Origin of the sequence: Pseudomonas sp. IPO3747, assembly GCF_013385245.1 — a bacterium.
In the GTDB taxonomy this organism is placed as follows: domain Bacteria; phylum Pseudomonadota; class Gammaproteobacteria; order Pseudomonadales; family Pseudomonadaceae; genus Aquipseudomonas; species Aquipseudomonas edaphica.
In genome coordinates, this window is the sequence record NZ_JACAQL010000010.1 from 315,467 (window position 1) to 329,925 (window position 14,459).

A 14,459-nucleotide genomic window follows, 5' to 3' on the forward strand; every position below is an offset into this window, starting at 1 on the left:
CTCGAAGGTCACGGGACAAACGGCAGAAAAGCGAAGATATTCAGAGAAAAGCAGCGAAAATAACGCAAAAACCGCCCGAATGAGGGCGGTTCTGCTTCTCGTTTAGAGTCAGCTAAGCGTTACGCCCAATGCAGCTGCAATGCCCTGGCCGTAAGCTGGGTCAGCCTTGAAAAAGTGCTGAAGCTGGCGCTGAACCACATCACTGCTGACGCCAGCCATCGCGCCGGCGATGTTGTTAATCAGCAGCGCTTTCTGAGCGTCGTCTTGCAGGCGGAACAACGCACCGGCATGGCTGTAGTAGTCCGTGTCTTCACGTTGATCATAACGGTCAGCAGCACCGTTCAGCGCCAGAGGCGGCTCAGCGTACTGTGGCGCCTGCTTTGGTGTATCCGCCACGCTGTTGGGCTCATAGTTAGGAGACGCACCACCGTAACCAAAGGACATGGAACCATCGCGCTGGTTGTTATTGACCGGACTCAATGGGGAGTTGATCGGCAACTGCTGATGGTTGGTGCCAACGCGATAGCGGTGGGCGTCCGCATAAGCGAAAACACGGCCTTGAAGCATACGGTCTGGCGACAGACCAACACCCGGAACCATATTGCTTGGGCCGAAGCATGCCTGCTCGACTTCAGCAAAGTAATTCACTGGATTACGGTTCAGCTCCAGCTCACCCACCTCGATCAACGGAAACTCCTGCTGCGACCAGGTCTTAGTCACGTCGAACGGGTTTTCATAGTGAGCAGCGGCCTGAGCCTCGGTCATAATCTGGATGTTGACGCTCCACTTCGGAAAGTCACCGCGCTCAATCGCATCAAACAGGTCACGCTGCGCGTAATCAGGATCGGTACCGGCGATACGTGTCGCCTCCTCGGGTGTCAGGTTTTTGATCCCTTGCTTGGTTTTATAGTGCCACTTGACCCAATGGCGCTCGCCTTTAGCGTTGATAAGGCTGTAGGTATGGCTCCCGAAGCCGTGCATGTGACGATAGCCGTCTGGAGTGCCACGATCCGAGAACAGAATGGTGATCTGGTGCAGCGCCTCTGGGGACAATGACCAGAAGTCCCAGACCATCTGTGCACTTTTGAGGTTGGTTTGCGGCAACCGTTTCTGGGTGTGGATAAAATCTGGAAACTTGAGCGGGTCGCGAATGAAGAACACCGGGGTGTTGTTACCAACGATGTCCCAGTTACCTTCCTCGGTGTAAAACTTCAAGGCAAAGCCGCGCGGGTCACGCGCAGTATCTGCCGAGCCACGCTCACCACCCACCGTGGAAAAACGCAGAAACGTTGGAGTCTGCTTGCCTACGGACTCAAACAGCTTGGCGCGGGTGTATTGGGTAATATCCCGAGTGACGGTAAACGTACCGTGTGCACCTGAGCCTTTGGCGTGCACACGACGCTCAGGAATGTTCTCACGGTTGAAGTGCGCAAGCTTCTCGATGAGATGAAAATCATCGAGGAGCAGTGGCCCACGCGAGCCGGCAGTGCGGGAGTTCTGGTTATCTGCGACGGGAGCGCCGCTGGCGGTGGTCAGAATTGTACTCATGCTCAATCTTCCTCAGGTCAGGCTTAGAACTGCCGGCTAATCGGCTGGAGGGAGTATTGACCATCAAGATGACACCATCAAATGCATTAAATCATGGACTTTGATAGAAAATAACTAATAACCCGTCAGGGCGAATAGAGTTTGGATTAATAAGGGAACCGGCAGCGACTTGAGGAATATAGACGACTTTCCTATCGCCCACAAAAAACCGGGCACTAGGCCCGGTTCTTCGTTGCAGCGTGTCGTCTTACTCGGCGCTTACAGCTTCGCCGGCAGTAGCACGATCAACCAACTCGACATACGCCATAGGCGCGTTGTCGCCAGTGCGGAAGCCGCACTTAAGGATGCGCAGGTAGCCACCCTCACGGGTAGCGTAACGCTTGCCCAGGTCGTTGAAGAGCTTACCAACAATAGCTTTCGAACGAGTACGGTCGAAAACCAAACGGCGGTTAGCCAGGCTGTCTGTCTTGGCCAAAGTGATCAGCGGCTCAGCAACGCGACGCAGTTCTTTAGCTTTCGGCAGGGTAGTTTTGATCAGCTCGTGCTCGAACAGCGACACCGCCATGTTTTGAAACATGGCCTTGCGGTGCGAGCTGGTACGGCTCAGGTGACGACCACTTTTACGATGACGCATGGTTCATTCCTTACCAAACTCACGTTCGGTGATTACGACGATCAGGCAGTCGCCTTGTCGTCCTTCTTAAGACTTGCAGGCGGCCAGTTGTCGAGGCGCATGCCGAGGGACAGACCGCGGGAGGCCAGAACGTCCTTGATTTCAGTCAAGGATTTCTTGCCCAGGTTCGGAGTCTTCAACAGTTCTACTTCGGTACGCTGAATCAGGTCGCCGATGTAGTAAATGTTTTCCGCCTTAAGGCAGTTAGCCGAACGTACAGTCAGTTCCAGATCGTCAACCGGGCGAAGCAGGATCGGATCGATCTCGTCTTCCTGCTCGATTACCACTGGTTCGCTGTCACCTTTGAGGTCGACGAACGCAGCCAACTGCTGTTGCAGAATGGTTGCAGCGCGGCGGATAGCCTCTTCAGGATCCAGAGTACCGTTGGTTTCCAGATCAATAACCAGCTTGTCCAGGTTAGTACGCTGCTCGACACGGGCGTTTTCCACCACGTATGCGATACGGCGAACCGGGCTGAACGAAGAGTCAAGCTGCAAGCGACCAATGCTGCGGCTTTCGTCTTCATCGCTCTGACGCGAGTCGGCCGGTTCATAACCACGACCACGAGCTACAGTGAGCTTCATGTTCAGGGCGCCGTTAGACGCCAGGTTAGCGATTACGTGATCGGGATTAACGATCTCGACATCATGATCCAGCTGAATATCGGCAGCGGTAACCACCCCCGAACCCTTCTTCGACAAGGTCAGCGTAACTTCGTCACGGCCGTGCAGCTTGATAGCCAGACCTTTAAGGTTCAACAGGATTTCAATTACGTCTTCCTGTACACCTTCGATGGCGCTGTACTCGTGGAGCACACCGTCAATCTCGGCCTCGACTACTGCACAGCCGGGCATTGAGGACAACAGGATGCGGCGCAGCGCGTTGCCCAGGGTGTGGCCAAAACCACGCTCGAGAGGCTCGAGAGTGATCTTGGCGCGGGTTGGACTGACAACCTGCACATCAATGTGGCGGGGTGTCAGGAACTCATTTACCGAAATCTGCATGGATGCACCTATTTTCTAGCCCTTACTTGGAGTAGAGCTCGACAATCAGGCTTTCGTTGATGTCGGCGGACAGATCACTGCGAGCAGGAACGTTCTTGAAAACGCCCGACTTCTTCTCAGTGTCTACTTCTACCCATTCTACGCGGCCACGTTGGGCACACAGATCGAGAGCTTGGACAATGCGAAGTTGGTTTTTTGCTTTCTCGCGAATCGCGACCACGTCACCAGCACGAACCTGGTAGGACGGAACGTTAACGGTTTGGCCGTTTACGCTGACGGATTTGTGCGATACCAGCTGACGGGATTCGGCACGAGTCGAACCAAAGCCCATACGGTATACAACGTTGTCCAGACGGCATTCGAGCAGTTGCAGCAGGTTTTCACCGGTTGCACCTTTCTTGCCAGCAGCTTCTTTGTAGTAGCCGCTGAACTGACGCTCGAGAACGCCGTAAATACGACGGACCTTCTGCTTTTCACGCAGTTGGGTGCCGTAATCGGACTGGCGACCGCGGCGTTGGCCGTGGATACCAGGTGCTGCTTCAATGTTGCACTTCGATTCGATCGCGCGCACGCCGCTCTTCAAGAAGAGATCGGTGCCTTCGCGACGAGCGAGTTTGCATTTTGGACCAATGTAACGAGCCATTCTTTACAATCTCCTGGATTACACGCGGCGCTTCTTCGGCGGACGGCACCCGTTGTGCGGGATTGGCGTCACGTCGGTGATGCTGGCGATCTTATAGCCACAGCCGTTCAAAGCACGGACAGCAGACTCACGACCTGGACCTGGACCTTTGACGTTAACGTCGAGGTTTTTCAGGCCGTATTCCAGCGCAGCTTGACCAGCACGTTCAGCAGCTACTTGAGCAGCAAACGGGGTGGACTTGCGGGAACCGCGGAAACCCGAACCACCAGAGGTAGCCCAAGACAGCGCGTTACCTTGACGGTCGGTGATGGTCACGATGGTGTTGTTAAAAGATGCATGGATGTGGGCGATGCCATCAACCACTGTCTTTTTAACTTTTTTACGAGGACGAGCAGCAGGTTTTGCCATGATAATTTTCCTGTCGATTCGCGTGGGCGATTACTTGCGGATCGGCTTACGCGGACCTTTACGGGTACGCGCGTTAGTCTTGGTACGCTGACCGCGTACTGGAAGACCACGACGATGACGCAGACCACGGTAGCAACCGAGGTCCATCAAACGCTTGATTTTCATGTTGATTTCGCGACGCAGGTCACCTTCAGTGGTGAACTTCGCCACTTCGCCACGCAACAGCTCAATCTGCTCGTCGCTCAGATCTTTGATCTTTGCGGCTGGGTTTACCCCAGTGTCTGCGCAAATTTTCTGCGCAGTAGTGCGACCAACACCATAGATGTAGGTCAGCGAGATAACAGTGTGCTTGTTATCTGGAATGTTAACGCCTGCAATACGGGCCATTCAGTGGGACTCCAATTGACAGCTACCTACGCCCCGGAAGCCAAGAAATAGGGCGCGAGATAATATCGCTGTAATAACAAATAATCAACCCGGCAGCGCACTAGCTGCCGGGCTTCAAGCGGATCACACTCAGCCTTGGCGCTGTTTGTGACGCGGTTCCGCGCTGCAAATTACTCGAACAACACCTTCGCGGCGAATAATCTTGCAGTTACGGCACAGCTTTTTCACCGATGCACGAACTTTCATCACCAACTCCTCGAACCTTATGGGGTACTCAGCGCAACATGCCGCTGCCGTAGCCCTTCAGGTTGGCTTTCTTCATCAGGGATTCGTACTGGTGCGAAACGAGGTGCGATTGTACTTGGGACATGAAGTCCATCACAACCACGACCACGATCAGCAACGAGGTCCCGCCAAGGTAGAACGGAACGTTTGCTGCAACCACCAGGAACTGGGGAAGCAAGCACACGGCCGTCATATATAGAGCACCGAACAGGGTCAAACGAGTCAGAACGCCATCAATGTAGCGTGCCGACTGCTCACCTGGACGGATACCCGGAATAAAGGCACCGGACTTCTTCAGGTTTTCCGCTACGTCTTTCGGATTGAACATCAACGCCGTATAGAAGAAGCAGAAGAAAATAATCCCTGCACTAAACAGCAGAATATTCAACGGCTGACCAGGAGCGATCGACTGAGAGAGGTCCTGCAGCCAGCCCATATTTTCAGACTGACCAAACCAGGTACCCAACGAAGCCGGAAACAGCAAAATGCTGCTCGCGAAAATTGCCGGAATAACACCGGCCATATTCACTTTCAGCGGCAAGTGGCTGGTCTGCGCAGCAAAGACCTTACGGCCCTGCTGACGCTTGGCGTAGTGAACAGCAATACGACGCTGGCCACGCTCAATGAACACCACAAAACCGATAATCGCTACTGCCAGCACACCGATGGCAACCAGGGCGAAGATATTGATATCACCCTGACGTGCAGACTCGAAAGACTGCCCGATTGCTCTCGGAAGACCGGCGACGATACCTGCGAAAATCAACATCGAGATACCGTTGCCAACACCACGCTCAGTAATCTGCTCACCCAGCCACATCATGAACATCGCGCCAGCCACAAACGTGGATACCGCGACGAAATAGAAGCCAAAGTCACCAGTGAACGCAACGCCCTGCCCCGCCAGGCCAACGGACATGCCGATAGCTTGAACCAGGGCGAGAACGACAGTGCCGTAGCGGGTGTACTGGCTAATCTTGCGACGGCCAGCTTCACCTTCCTTCTTCAACTGCTCCAGCTGCGGGCTCACGGCGGTCATCAACTGCATGATGATCGATGCCGAAATGTACGGCATGATCCCCAATGCAAAGATGCTCATCCGTTCCAGCGCGCCGCCGGAAAACATGTTGAACAAGCTAAGAATGGTCCCCTCATTCTGTCGAAACAGGTCTGCGAGTCGGTCCGGGTTGATACCTGGAACCGGGATGTGTGCGCCTATTCGGTAGACGATAATCGCCAGGAACAGAAAACGCAGACGAGCCCAAAGTTCAGACATACCGCCTTTGCCGAGCGCTGAGAGAGCACCTTGCTTAGCCATTTATTCCTCGAACTTGCCGCCAGCTGCTTCGATAGCCGAACGCGCACCTTTGGTGGCGCCGATTCCCTTGCCGATAGTGACAGCGCGAGTCACTTCACCGGACAACATGATTTTCACACGTTGTACGTTGACGTTGATCACGTTGGCATCTTTCAGGGTCTGCACAGTAACGATGTCGCCTTCCACTTTAGCCAGCTCGGACAGACGCACTTCTGCGCGATCCATGGCTTTCAGGGATACGAAACCGAACTTAGGCAGGCGACGATGCAGCGGCTGTTGACCGCCTTCAAAGCCAGGAGCAATGGTGCCACCGGAGCGGGAGGTTTGACCTTTGTGGCCACGGCCACCAGTCTTACCCAAACCGCTACCGATACCACGGCCCGGACGATGCTTTTCGCGACGGGAACCCGGCGCTGGACTCAGATCATTGAGTTTCATCGATTAACCCTCTACACGCAGCATGTAGTAAGCCTTGTTGATCATCCCGCGATTCTCGGGAGTATCCTGGACTTCTACAGTGTGACCGATGCGACGCAGACCCAAACCTTTAACACACAGTTTGTGGTTAGGGATGCGGCCGGTCATGCTTTTGATCAGCGTTACTTTAACGGTAGCCATGATCAGAAGATCTCCTTGACAGTCAGACCACGCTTGGCAGCGATGGACTCAGGAGATTGCATAGCTTTCAAACCCTTGAAAGTGGCGTGAACCACGTTTACCGGGTTAGTCGAGCCGTAGCACTTGGCCAGAACGTTCTGAACGCCAGCAACCTCGAGGACAGCACGCATAGCGCCGCCAGCGATGATACCGGTACCTTCAGAAGCAGGCTGCATGTACACCTTCGAAGCGCCGTGAGCGGACTTCATTGCGTACTGCAGCGTGGTGCCGTTCAGATCAACTTGGATCATGTTGCGACGAGCAGCTTCCATTGCCTTCTGGATCGCGGCAGGCACTTCACGTGACTTGCCACGGCCGAAGCCAACACGCCCTTTACCATCACCTACCACGGTCAACGCGGTGAAAGTGAAGATACGGCCGCCTTTAACGGTTTTGGCTACGCGGTTAACTTGAACCAGCTTCTCAATGTAGCCTTCGTCGCGCTTTTGGTCGTTATTTGACATAACTTAGAACTCCAGCCCAGCTTCACGAGCAGCATCAGCCAGCGCTTTCACGCGACCGTGGTACTTGAAGCCAGAGCGGTCGAAAGCCACTTGCGAGACGCCCACGGCCTTAGCACGTGTAGCGACCAGCTGGCCAACCTTTGTGGCCGCGTCGATGTTGCCGGTGGCACCATCACGCAGTTCTTTATCCAAAGTCGAGGCGCTGGCCAGGACTTTGTTGCCGTCGGCCGAGATGACCTGGGCGTAGATGTGCTGCGACGAGCGGTACACGCAGAGACGCACGACTTCGAGTTCGTGCATTTTCAGGCGTGCTTTGCGAGCGCGACGCAGTCGAGTAACTTTTTTGTCGGTCATTTGCTATGCCCTACTTCTTCTTGGCTTCTTTACGACGGACGACTTCGTCCGCGTAGCGCACACCTTTGCCTTTGTACGGCTCTGGTGGACGGAAGTCGCGGATCTCAGCGGCCACCTGACCTACCAGCTGCTTATCAATACCCTTGATCAGGATATCGGTTTGGCTAGGGGTCTCAGCGGTGATGCCTTCCGGCAGTTCGTAATCCACTGGGTGCGAGAAGCCAAGGGCCAGGTTCAAAACCGTGCCTTTTGCTTGCGCTTTGTAACCAACACCGACCAGCTGGAGCTTACGCTCGAAGCCTTGGCTTACGCCTTGGACCATGTTGTTTACCAACGCACGCGTGGTACCGGCCATTGCGCGAGTTTGTTGATCGCCATTGCGAGCAGCGAAACGCAGCTCACCAGCTTCTTCAACGATCTCAACGGACGAATGGATGTTCAGTTCAAGAGTGCCCTTGGCACCCTTCACCGAAAGCTGTTGGCCTGCGAATTTTACTTCGACACCGGCTGGCAGCTTAACGGGGTTCTTAGCGACGCGAGACATGCTTATCCCCCCTTAGAACACAGTGCAAAGAACTTCGCCGCCGACACCGGCAGCGCGCGCAGCACGATCCGTCATCACACCTTTGTTGGTGGAGACGATAGACACGCCCAGACCGCCACGAACTTTCGGCAGATCTTCAGCGGACTTGTACTGACGCAGGCCTGGACGGCTAACGCGCTTCACTTCTTCAATGACCGAACGGCCTTCGAAGTACTTCAGCTCGATGGACAGCAGTGGCTTGGTTTCGCTGCTGATCTGATAACCCGCAATGTAGCCTTCGTCTTTCAGGACTTTGGCAACAGCTACCTTCAACTTGGAAGATGGCATGCTTACGACGGACTTTTCAGCCATCTGGGCATTACGGATACGAGTTAGCATGTCCGCTAACGGGTCCTGCATACTCATGGGCTAGACGCTCCTAATACAAAAAAATTAGCCTTGCGGCTACATATGTCGCCGAGAATCTCCGGCCATAAAAAACACGGGCTCAGGCGAGCCGCGTATTTTAGACATACTCCGGAAATGAAACAAGCCCCAAAAGGGGCTTGATCCAGATTCAAGGTCACCGGCGGTCAGTATCTTGCGATTCTGCCCACCTGGACGTTGAAAGTACTTACCAGCTGGCTTTAACCAGACCTGGTACGTCACCACGCATTGCCGCTTCACGCAGTTTGTTACGGCCGAGGCCGAACTTGCGGTAAACGCCGTGTGGACGACCGGTCAGGCGGCAGCGGTTACGCATGCGCGAAGCGCTTGCGTCACGTGGCTGCTTCTGCAGAGCAACTGTAGCTTCCCAGCGCGCTTCTGGACTTGCGCTCAGATCAACGATGATTGCTTTCAGTGCTGCACGCTTCTTGGCGTACTTGGCAACCGTGAGCTGACGCTTCAGCTCGCGGTTTTTCATGCTCATCTTGGCCATGGTCCTACTCCAATCAGTTGCGGAACGGGAATTTGAAAGCACGCAACAGGGCGCGACCTTCATCATCGTTCTTGGCAGTGGTGGTCAGGGTGATGTCCAGACCGCGAAGAGCATCGATCTTGTCGTAGTCGATTTCCGGGAAGATGATCTGCTCTTTCACGCCCATGCTGTAGTTACCACGACCATCGAAGGACTTGGCATTCAGGCCGCGGAAGTCGCGAACCCGAGGCAGGGAGATCGACAGCAGACGATCCAGGAATTCATACATACGCTCACGGCGCAGAGTCACTTTGACGCCGATCGGCCAACCTTCACGGACTTTAAAGCCAGCGATGGATTTCCGAGCGTAAGTCACAACGACTTTTTGACCGGTGATCTTTTCCAGGTCAGCAACAGCGTGCTCGATGACTTTTTTGTCACCGACCGCTTCGCCCAGACCCATGTTCAGGGTGATTTTGGTAACGCGTGGAACTTCCATCACGTTCGAAAGCTTAAGTTCTTCCTTAAGTTTCGGTGCGATTTCTTTCCAGTAAATCTCTTTTAGTCGTGCCATGGTCTTCTACCTAGCAGTGTTCAAGCATCAACCGCTTTTTGGGTCGACTTGAAGACACGAATTTTCTTGCCGTCTTCTACTTTGAAACCAACGCGGTCAGCCTTGTTGGTTTCGCCGTTGAAAATGGCGACGTTAGAAGCGTCCAGTGGAGCTTCTTTTTCGACGATACCGCCTTGTACGCCCGACATCGGGTTAGGCTTGGTATGACGCTTAACCAGGTTCAGACCGCCGATAACCAGACGGTTATTAGCGAGAACCTTAAGCACCTTACCGCGCTTACCTTTGTCTTTGCCGGCGATCACGATGATCTCGTCGTCACGACGAATCTTTTGCATGTCGGATCTCCTTACAGCACTTCTGGGGCGAGCGAGACGATCTTCATGAACTTCTCAGTACGAAGTTCACGGGTCACTGGCCCAAAGATACGGGTGCCGATCGGCTCTTGCTTGTTGTTCAGAAGAACAGCAGCGTTGCCATCAAAGCGGATAATGGAGCCATCAGCACGGCGTACGCCGTGACGAGTGCGGACTACAACAGCAGTCATCACTTGGCCTTTTTTCACTTTACCGCGAGGAATTGCTTCCTTCACGGTAACTTTGATGATGTCACCGATACCAGCGTAACGACGATGGGAGCCACCCAGCACCTTGATGCACATAACACGGCGAGCGCCGCTGTTATCGGCCACATCGAGCATGGATTGAGTCTGAATCATATAATTTCTCCGACCCCTAGTCCTTAGACTTCCACAGCGCGTTCGAGAACATCAACCAGTGCCCAAGACTTGGTCTTGGCCAGCGGACGAGTTTCACGAATAGTGACTTTGTCGCCGATGTGGCACTGGTTGGTTTCGTCGTGCGCGTGCAGCTTAGTCGAACGCTTAACATATTTACCGTAGATCGGGTGCTTAACGCGACGCTCGATCAGTACGGTGATGGTTTTGTCCATCTTGTCGCTGACAACACGGCCAGTCAGCGTACGGACAGTCTTTTCGGCTTCAGCCATGATCACTTACCTGCCTGCTGGTTGAGCACAGTCTTCACGCGAGCGATGTCACGCTTAACTTGCGAGAGCAGATGAGACTGCCCCAACTGGCCAGTTGCTTTCTGCATACGCAGATTGAACTGGTCGCGCAGCAGGCCGAGCAGTTGCTCGTTCAGCTGCTGTGCGGATTTTTCACGAAGTTCATTCGCTTTCATCACATCACCGTCCGTTTAACAAAGGCGGTGGCGAGCGGCAGCTTTGCAGCCGCCAGGGCAAAAGCCTCACGCGCCAGCTCTTCAGTTACACCCTCGATTTCATACAGGACTTTGCCTGGCTGAATCTGGGCTACCCAGTATTCCACGTTACCCTTACCTTTACCCATCCGAACCTCGAGAGGCTTTTTGGAGATCGGCTTGTCCGGGAATACACGGATCCAGATCTTGCCGCCACGTTTTACGTGACGGGTCAGTGCACGACGCGCTGACTCGATCTGACGAGCGGTGAGACGACCACGAGCTACAGACTTCAGCGCGAACTCGCCGAAGCTGACTTTGCTACCGCGCTGAGCCAGACCACGGTTGTGGCCTGTCATCTGCTTGCGGAACTTCGTACGCTTAGGTTGCAACATTTGGCGTACCCCTTACTTAGCAGCTTTTTTACGAGGCGCTGGTGCTTGTGGTTTCAGTTCTTCTTGGCGACCACCAATTACTTCGCCCTTGAAGATCCAAACCTTTACACCGATCACACCGTAAGTGGTGTGAGCTTCGTAGTTGGCATAGTCGATGTCGGCACGCAGGGTGTGCAGTGGCACACGACCTTCGCGATACCATTCAGTACGTGCGATTTCAGCACCGCCGAGACGACCGCTCACTTGGATTTTGATGCCTTTGGCACCAATGCGCATGGCGTTCTGTACAGCGCGCTTCATAGCGCGACGGAACATTACACGACGCTCCAGCTGCTGAGCTACGCTCTGCGCAACCAGCATACCGTCGAGCTCCGGCTTACGGATCTCTTCGATATTGATGTGCACAGGCACACCCATTTGCTTGGTCAGGTCCTGACGCAGTTTCTCAACATCTTCACCTTTCTTCCCGATAACGATACCTGGACGAGCGGTGTGGATGGTGATACGTGCAGTTTGTGCCGGACGATGGATATCGATACGGCTTACGGACGCGCTTTTTAGTTTGTCTTGGAGATACTCACGCACCTTCAGATCAGCGAACAAATAGTCCGCATAAGTCCGACCGTCTGCGTACCAGACGGAGGTGTGCTCCTTGACGATTCCCAGGCGAATGCCAATGGGATGTACTTTCTGACCCATCTCTTCGACTCCGTTACTTGTCAGCAACCTTGACAGTGATATGGCAAGACCGCTTGACGATGCGATCAGCACGGCCTTTGGCACGTGGCATGATGCGCTTCAGCGAACGCCCTTCGTTGACGAAAACGGTGCTGACCTTCAGGTCATCAACGTCTGCGCCTTCGTTATGCTCGGCGTTGGCTACGGCCGACTCCAGCACTTTCTTCATGATCTCGGCGGCTTTCTTACTGCTGAAAGCCAACAGGTTGAGCGCTTCGCCCACCTTCTTCCCGCGGATCTGGTCGGCGACCAAGCGGGCTTTCTGGGCGGAGATTCGAGCGCCCGACAACTTAGCGGCTACTTCCATTTCCTAACCCCTTAACGCTTGGCTTTCTTGTCTGCCACGTGCCCACGATAAGTGCGGGTACCGGCAAACTCGCCCAGTTTGTGGCCGACCATGTCTTCGTTAACGAGAACTGGGACGTGTTGGCGACCGTTGTGTACTGCGATGGTCAGACCGACCATTTGTGGCAGGATCATCGAACGACGCGACCAGGTCTTAACTGGTTTGCGATCGTTCTTTTCCGCCGCCACTTCGATCTTCTTCAGTAGGTGAAGATCAATAAAAGGACCTTTTTTCAGAGAACGTGGCACTGTCGTATCCCTCTATTTACTTGCGACGACGGACGATCATTTTGTCGGTACGCTTATTACCACGAGTCTTCGCGCCCTTAGTCGGGAAGCCCCATGGCGATACCGGATGACGACCACCAGAGGTACGACCTTCACCACCACCGTGTGGGTGGTCAACCGGGTTCATGGCAACACCACGAACGGTTGGGCGAACGCCACGCCAGCGTTTGGCACCAGCTTTACCCAGCGAACGCAGGCTGTGCTCGGAGTTCGAGACTTCGCCCAAGGTCGCGCGGCATTCAGCCAGCACTTTACGCATCTCACCAGAACGCAGACGCAGGGTCACGTAGACACCTTCACGAGCGATCAGCTGAGCCGAAGCACCAGCGGAACGAGCGATTTGCGCGCCTTTACCTGGCTTCAATTCGATGCCGTGTACGGTGCTACCAACTGGAATGTTACGCAGTTGCAGAGCGTTGCCCGGCTTGATCGGTGCCAAAGCACCTGCGATCAGCTGGTCACCAGCACTCACGCCTTTAGGGGCGATGATGTAGCGACGCTCGCCATCTGCGTACAGCAGCAGAGCGATGTGAGCAGTACGGTTTGGATCGTATTCGATACGCTCGACAGTGGCAGAGATGCCATCTTTGTCGTTGCGACGGAAATCGACCAGACGATAATGCTGCTTATGGCCACCACCGATGTGACGAGTGGTAATACGACCATTGTTGTTACGACCACCAGTCTTCGATTTTTTCTCGAGCAGCGGTGCGTGAGGAGCGCCTTTATGCAGCTCCTGGTTGACCACCTTGACCACAAAACGGCGGCCAGGGGAAGTCGGTTTGCATTTAACGATTGCCATGATGCACCCCTTCCTTACTCAGCACTGCTGCTGAAATCGAGATCTTGGCCTGGCTGAAGGGAGATAACTGCCTTCTTCCAGTCATTACGCTTGCCCAGACCGCGAGCAGTGCGCTTGCTCTTACCCAGAACATTCAGGGTAGTAACACGCTCTACTTTCACGCTGAACAGGCTTTCGACGGCCTTCTTGATTTCCAGCTTGGTTGCGTCAGTTGCAACCTTGAAAACGAACTGGCCTTTCTTGTCAGCCAGAACCGTAGCCTTTTCGGAAACGTGCGGGCCAAGCAGAACTTTAAATACGCGTTCCTGGTTCATCCCAGCAGCTCCTCGAATTTCTTCACGGCCGACACGGTGATCAACACCTTGTCGTATGCGATCAGACTAACTGGATCGGAACCTTGCACGTCACGTACATCAACGTGTGGCAGGTTGCGAGCAGCCAGGTACAGGTTCTGATCAACAGCTTCCGACACGATCAAAACGTCGGTCAGGCTCATGTTGTTCAGTTTGCCCAGCAGATCTTTGGTTTTTGGACTTTCAACAGCGAAGTCTTGAACCACGACCAGACGATCAGTACGCACGAGTTCAGCAAGGATGGAGCGCAGTGCTGCGCGATACATCTTCTTGTTGAGCTTCTGAGTGTGATCCTGTGGACGAGCTGCGAAAGTGGTACCGCCGCCACGCCAGATTGGGCTACGGATAGTACCGGCACGAGCACGGCCAGTACCTTTCTGACGCCAAGGGCGCTTACCGCCACCACGTACGTCGGAACGGGTCTTTTGCTGCTTGCTACCTTGACGGCCGCCGGCCATGTAGGCCACGACTGCTTGGTGAACCAGCGTCTCGTTGAATTCGCCGCCAAATGTCAGTTCGGAAACTTCGATCGCTTGAGCGTCATTTACATTTAATTGCATGTCA

The 14,459-nt window shown here is 54.3% G+C and carries 27 protein-coding genes; all 27 read right to left on the reverse strand.

What is annotated here, in order from left to right; genetic code table 11:
* Positions 1–108 precede the first annotated feature (108 nt).
* The 27 genes from HX790_RS17340 to rplD all read right to left on the reverse strand — a co-directional run bounded on the left by HX790_RS17340 (position 109) and on the right by rplD (position 14,455).
* The gene (locus tag HX790_RS17340) at positions 109–1,548 is read right to left on the reverse strand and encodes a catalase (RefSeq protein WP_370589369.1); all 1,440 of its coding nucleotides are present in this window, start codon (positions 1,546–1,548) and stop codon (positions 109–111) included.
* 247 nt (positions 1,549–1,795) lie between these two features.
* On the reverse strand, positions 1,796–2,182 hold the full coding sequence (gene rplQ / locus HX790_RS17345; RefSeq protein ID WP_017135967.1) for a 50S ribosomal protein L17: 387 nt from the start codon (positions 2,180–2,182) through the stop codon (positions 1,796–1,798).
* Positions 2,183–2,223: 41 nt separating this feature from the next.
* A complete protein-coding gene (rpoA, locus tag HX790_RS17350; protein WP_003176403.1) occupies positions 2,224–3,225 on the reverse strand; it encodes a DNA-directed RNA polymerase subunit alpha in 1,002 nt (333 codons plus the stop codon).
* A 22-nt stretch (positions 3,226–3,247) separates the two neighbouring features.
* Positions 3,248–3,868, reverse strand: a complete 621-nt coding sequence (gene rpsD, locus HX790_RS17355; protein WP_003210056.1) for a 30S ribosomal protein S4 — start codon at positions 3,866–3,868, stop codon at positions 3,248–3,250.
* Positions 3,869–3,886: 18 nt separating this feature from the next.
* Entirely contained in the window at positions 3,887–4,276 is a 390-nt protein-coding gene (gene rpsK / locus HX790_RS17360) for a 30S ribosomal protein S11 (protein ID WP_002555466.1), read from the reverse strand.
* Positions 4,277–4,306: 30 nt separating this feature from the next.
* Entirely contained in the window at positions 4,307–4,663 is a 357-nt protein-coding gene (gene rpsM / locus HX790_RS17365) for a 30S ribosomal protein S13 (protein ID WP_003210063.1), read from the reverse strand.
* Between the two features lie 129 nt (positions 4,664–4,792).
* The gene (gene rpmJ, locus HX790_RS17370) at positions 4,793–4,909 is read right to left on the reverse strand and encodes a 50S ribosomal protein L36 (RefSeq protein WP_002555468.1); all 117 of its coding nucleotides are present in this window, start codon (positions 4,907–4,909) and stop codon (positions 4,793–4,795) included.
* Between the two features lie 28 nt (positions 4,910–4,937).
* Positions 4,938–6,266, reverse strand: coding sequence for a preprotein translocase subunit SecY (gene secY / locus HX790_RS17375; protein ID WP_017135965.1), 1,329 nt, complete (start codon positions 6,264–6,266; stop codon positions 4,938–4,940).
* Complete coding sequence (rplO, locus tag HX790_RS17380) at positions 6,267–6,704, reverse strand: 50S ribosomal protein L15 (protein WP_003176407.1); 438 nt, start codon at positions 6,702–6,704, stop codon at positions 6,267–6,269.
* Positions 6,705–6,707: 3 nt separating this feature from the next.
* On the reverse strand, positions 6,708–6,884 hold the full coding sequence (gene rpmD, locus HX790_RS17385) for a 50S ribosomal protein L30 (protein ID WP_003176408.1): 177 nt from the start codon (positions 6,882–6,884) through the stop codon (positions 6,708–6,710).
* Between the two features lie 2 nt (positions 6,885–6,886).
* Positions 6,887–7,387, reverse strand: a complete 501-nt coding sequence (rpsE, locus tag HX790_RS17390; protein ID WP_003176409.1) for a 30S ribosomal protein S5 — start codon at positions 7,385–7,387, stop codon at positions 6,887–6,889.
* Between the two features lie 3 nt (positions 7,388–7,390).
* Complete coding sequence (gene rplR, locus HX790_RS17395) at positions 7,391–7,741, reverse strand: 50S ribosomal protein L18 (RefSeq protein ID WP_017135964.1); 351 nt, start codon at positions 7,739–7,741, stop codon at positions 7,391–7,393.
* Between the two features lie 10 nt (positions 7,742–7,751).
* Positions 7,752–8,285, reverse strand: coding sequence for a 50S ribosomal protein L6 (gene rplF, locus HX790_RS17400; protein WP_003176412.1), 534 nt, complete (start codon positions 8,283–8,285; stop codon positions 7,752–7,754).
* 12 nt (positions 8,286–8,297) lie between these two features.
* Positions 8,298–8,690: a 30S ribosomal protein S8 gene (gene rpsH, locus HX790_RS17405; RefSeq protein ID WP_010566853.1), complete on the reverse strand. Its 393-nt coding sequence runs from the start codon at positions 8,688–8,690 to the stop codon at positions 8,298–8,300.
* Positions 8,691–8,898: 208 nt separating this feature from the next.
* Entirely contained in the window at positions 8,899–9,204 is a 306-nt protein-coding gene (rpsN, locus tag HX790_RS17410) for a 30S ribosomal protein S14 (protein ID WP_104911011.1), read from the reverse strand.
* Between the two features lie 13 nt (positions 9,205–9,217).
* Positions 9,218–9,757, reverse strand: coding sequence for a 50S ribosomal protein L5 (gene rplE, locus HX790_RS17415; RefSeq protein WP_003176415.1), 540 nt, complete (start codon positions 9,755–9,757; stop codon positions 9,218–9,220).
* A gap of 20 nt (positions 9,758–9,777) precedes the next feature.
* Positions 9,778–10,092 carry a 50S ribosomal protein L24 gene (rplX, locus tag HX790_RS17420; RefSeq protein ID WP_003176416.1) on the reverse strand — a complete coding sequence of 105 codons (315 nt, stop codon included), beginning with the start codon at positions 10,090–10,092 and terminating at the stop codon, positions 9,778–9,780.
* Positions 10,093–10,103: 11 nt separating this feature from the next.
* The gene (gene rplN / locus HX790_RS17425) at positions 10,104–10,472 is read right to left on the reverse strand and encodes a 50S ribosomal protein L14 (RefSeq protein WP_002555479.1); all 369 of its coding nucleotides are present in this window, start codon (positions 10,470–10,472) and stop codon (positions 10,104–10,106) included.
* 23 nt (positions 10,473–10,495) lie between these two features.
* Entirely contained in the window at positions 10,496–10,762 is a 267-nt protein-coding gene (rpsQ, locus tag HX790_RS17430; protein WP_003176419.1) for a 30S ribosomal protein S17, read from the reverse strand.
* A 2-nt stretch (positions 10,763–10,764) separates the two neighbouring features.
* Entirely contained in the window at positions 10,765–10,956 is a 192-nt protein-coding gene (gene rpmC, locus HX790_RS17435; protein WP_002555481.1) for a 50S ribosomal protein L29, read from the reverse strand.
* Entirely contained in the window at positions 10,956–11,369 is a 414-nt protein-coding gene (gene rplP, locus HX790_RS17440; RefSeq protein ID WP_003232424.1) for a 50S ribosomal protein L16, read from the reverse strand. Before rplP ends, rpmC begins: the two co-directional genes overlap by 1 nt.
* Positions 11,370–11,381: 12 nt before the next feature.
* The gene (gene rpsC, locus HX790_RS17445; RefSeq protein ID WP_003176422.1) at positions 11,382–12,068 is read right to left on the reverse strand and encodes a 30S ribosomal protein S3; all 687 of its coding nucleotides are present in this window, start codon (positions 12,066–12,068) and stop codon (positions 11,382–11,384) included.
* A gap of 13 nt (positions 12,069–12,081) precedes the next feature.
* A complete protein-coding gene (gene rplV, locus HX790_RS17450; protein ID WP_003103908.1) occupies positions 12,082–12,414 on the reverse strand; it encodes a 50S ribosomal protein L22 in 333 nt (110 codons plus the stop codon).
* Between the two features lie 11 nt (positions 12,415–12,425).
* Entirely contained in the window at positions 12,426–12,701 is a 276-nt protein-coding gene (gene rpsS / locus HX790_RS17455; protein WP_002555486.1) for a 30S ribosomal protein S19, read from the reverse strand.
* 16 nt (positions 12,702–12,717) lie between these two features.
* Entirely contained in the window at positions 12,718–13,542 is an 825-nt protein-coding gene (gene rplB / locus HX790_RS17460) for a 50S ribosomal protein L2 (protein WP_003176423.1), read from the reverse strand.
* Between the two features lie 14 nt (positions 13,543–13,556).
* A complete protein-coding gene (gene rplW / locus HX790_RS17465) occupies positions 13,557–13,856 on the reverse strand; it encodes a 50S ribosomal protein L23 (protein WP_002555488.1) in 300 nt (99 codons plus the stop codon).
* Positions 13,853–14,455 carry a 50S ribosomal protein L4 gene (rplD, locus tag HX790_RS17470; protein ID WP_017135963.1) on the reverse strand — a complete coding sequence of 201 codons (603 nt, stop codon included), beginning with the start codon at positions 14,453–14,455 and terminating at the stop codon, positions 13,853–13,855. The genes rplW and rplD overlap by 4 nt, the downstream gene beginning before the upstream one ends.
* Positions 14,456–14,459 lie beyond the last annotated feature (4 nt).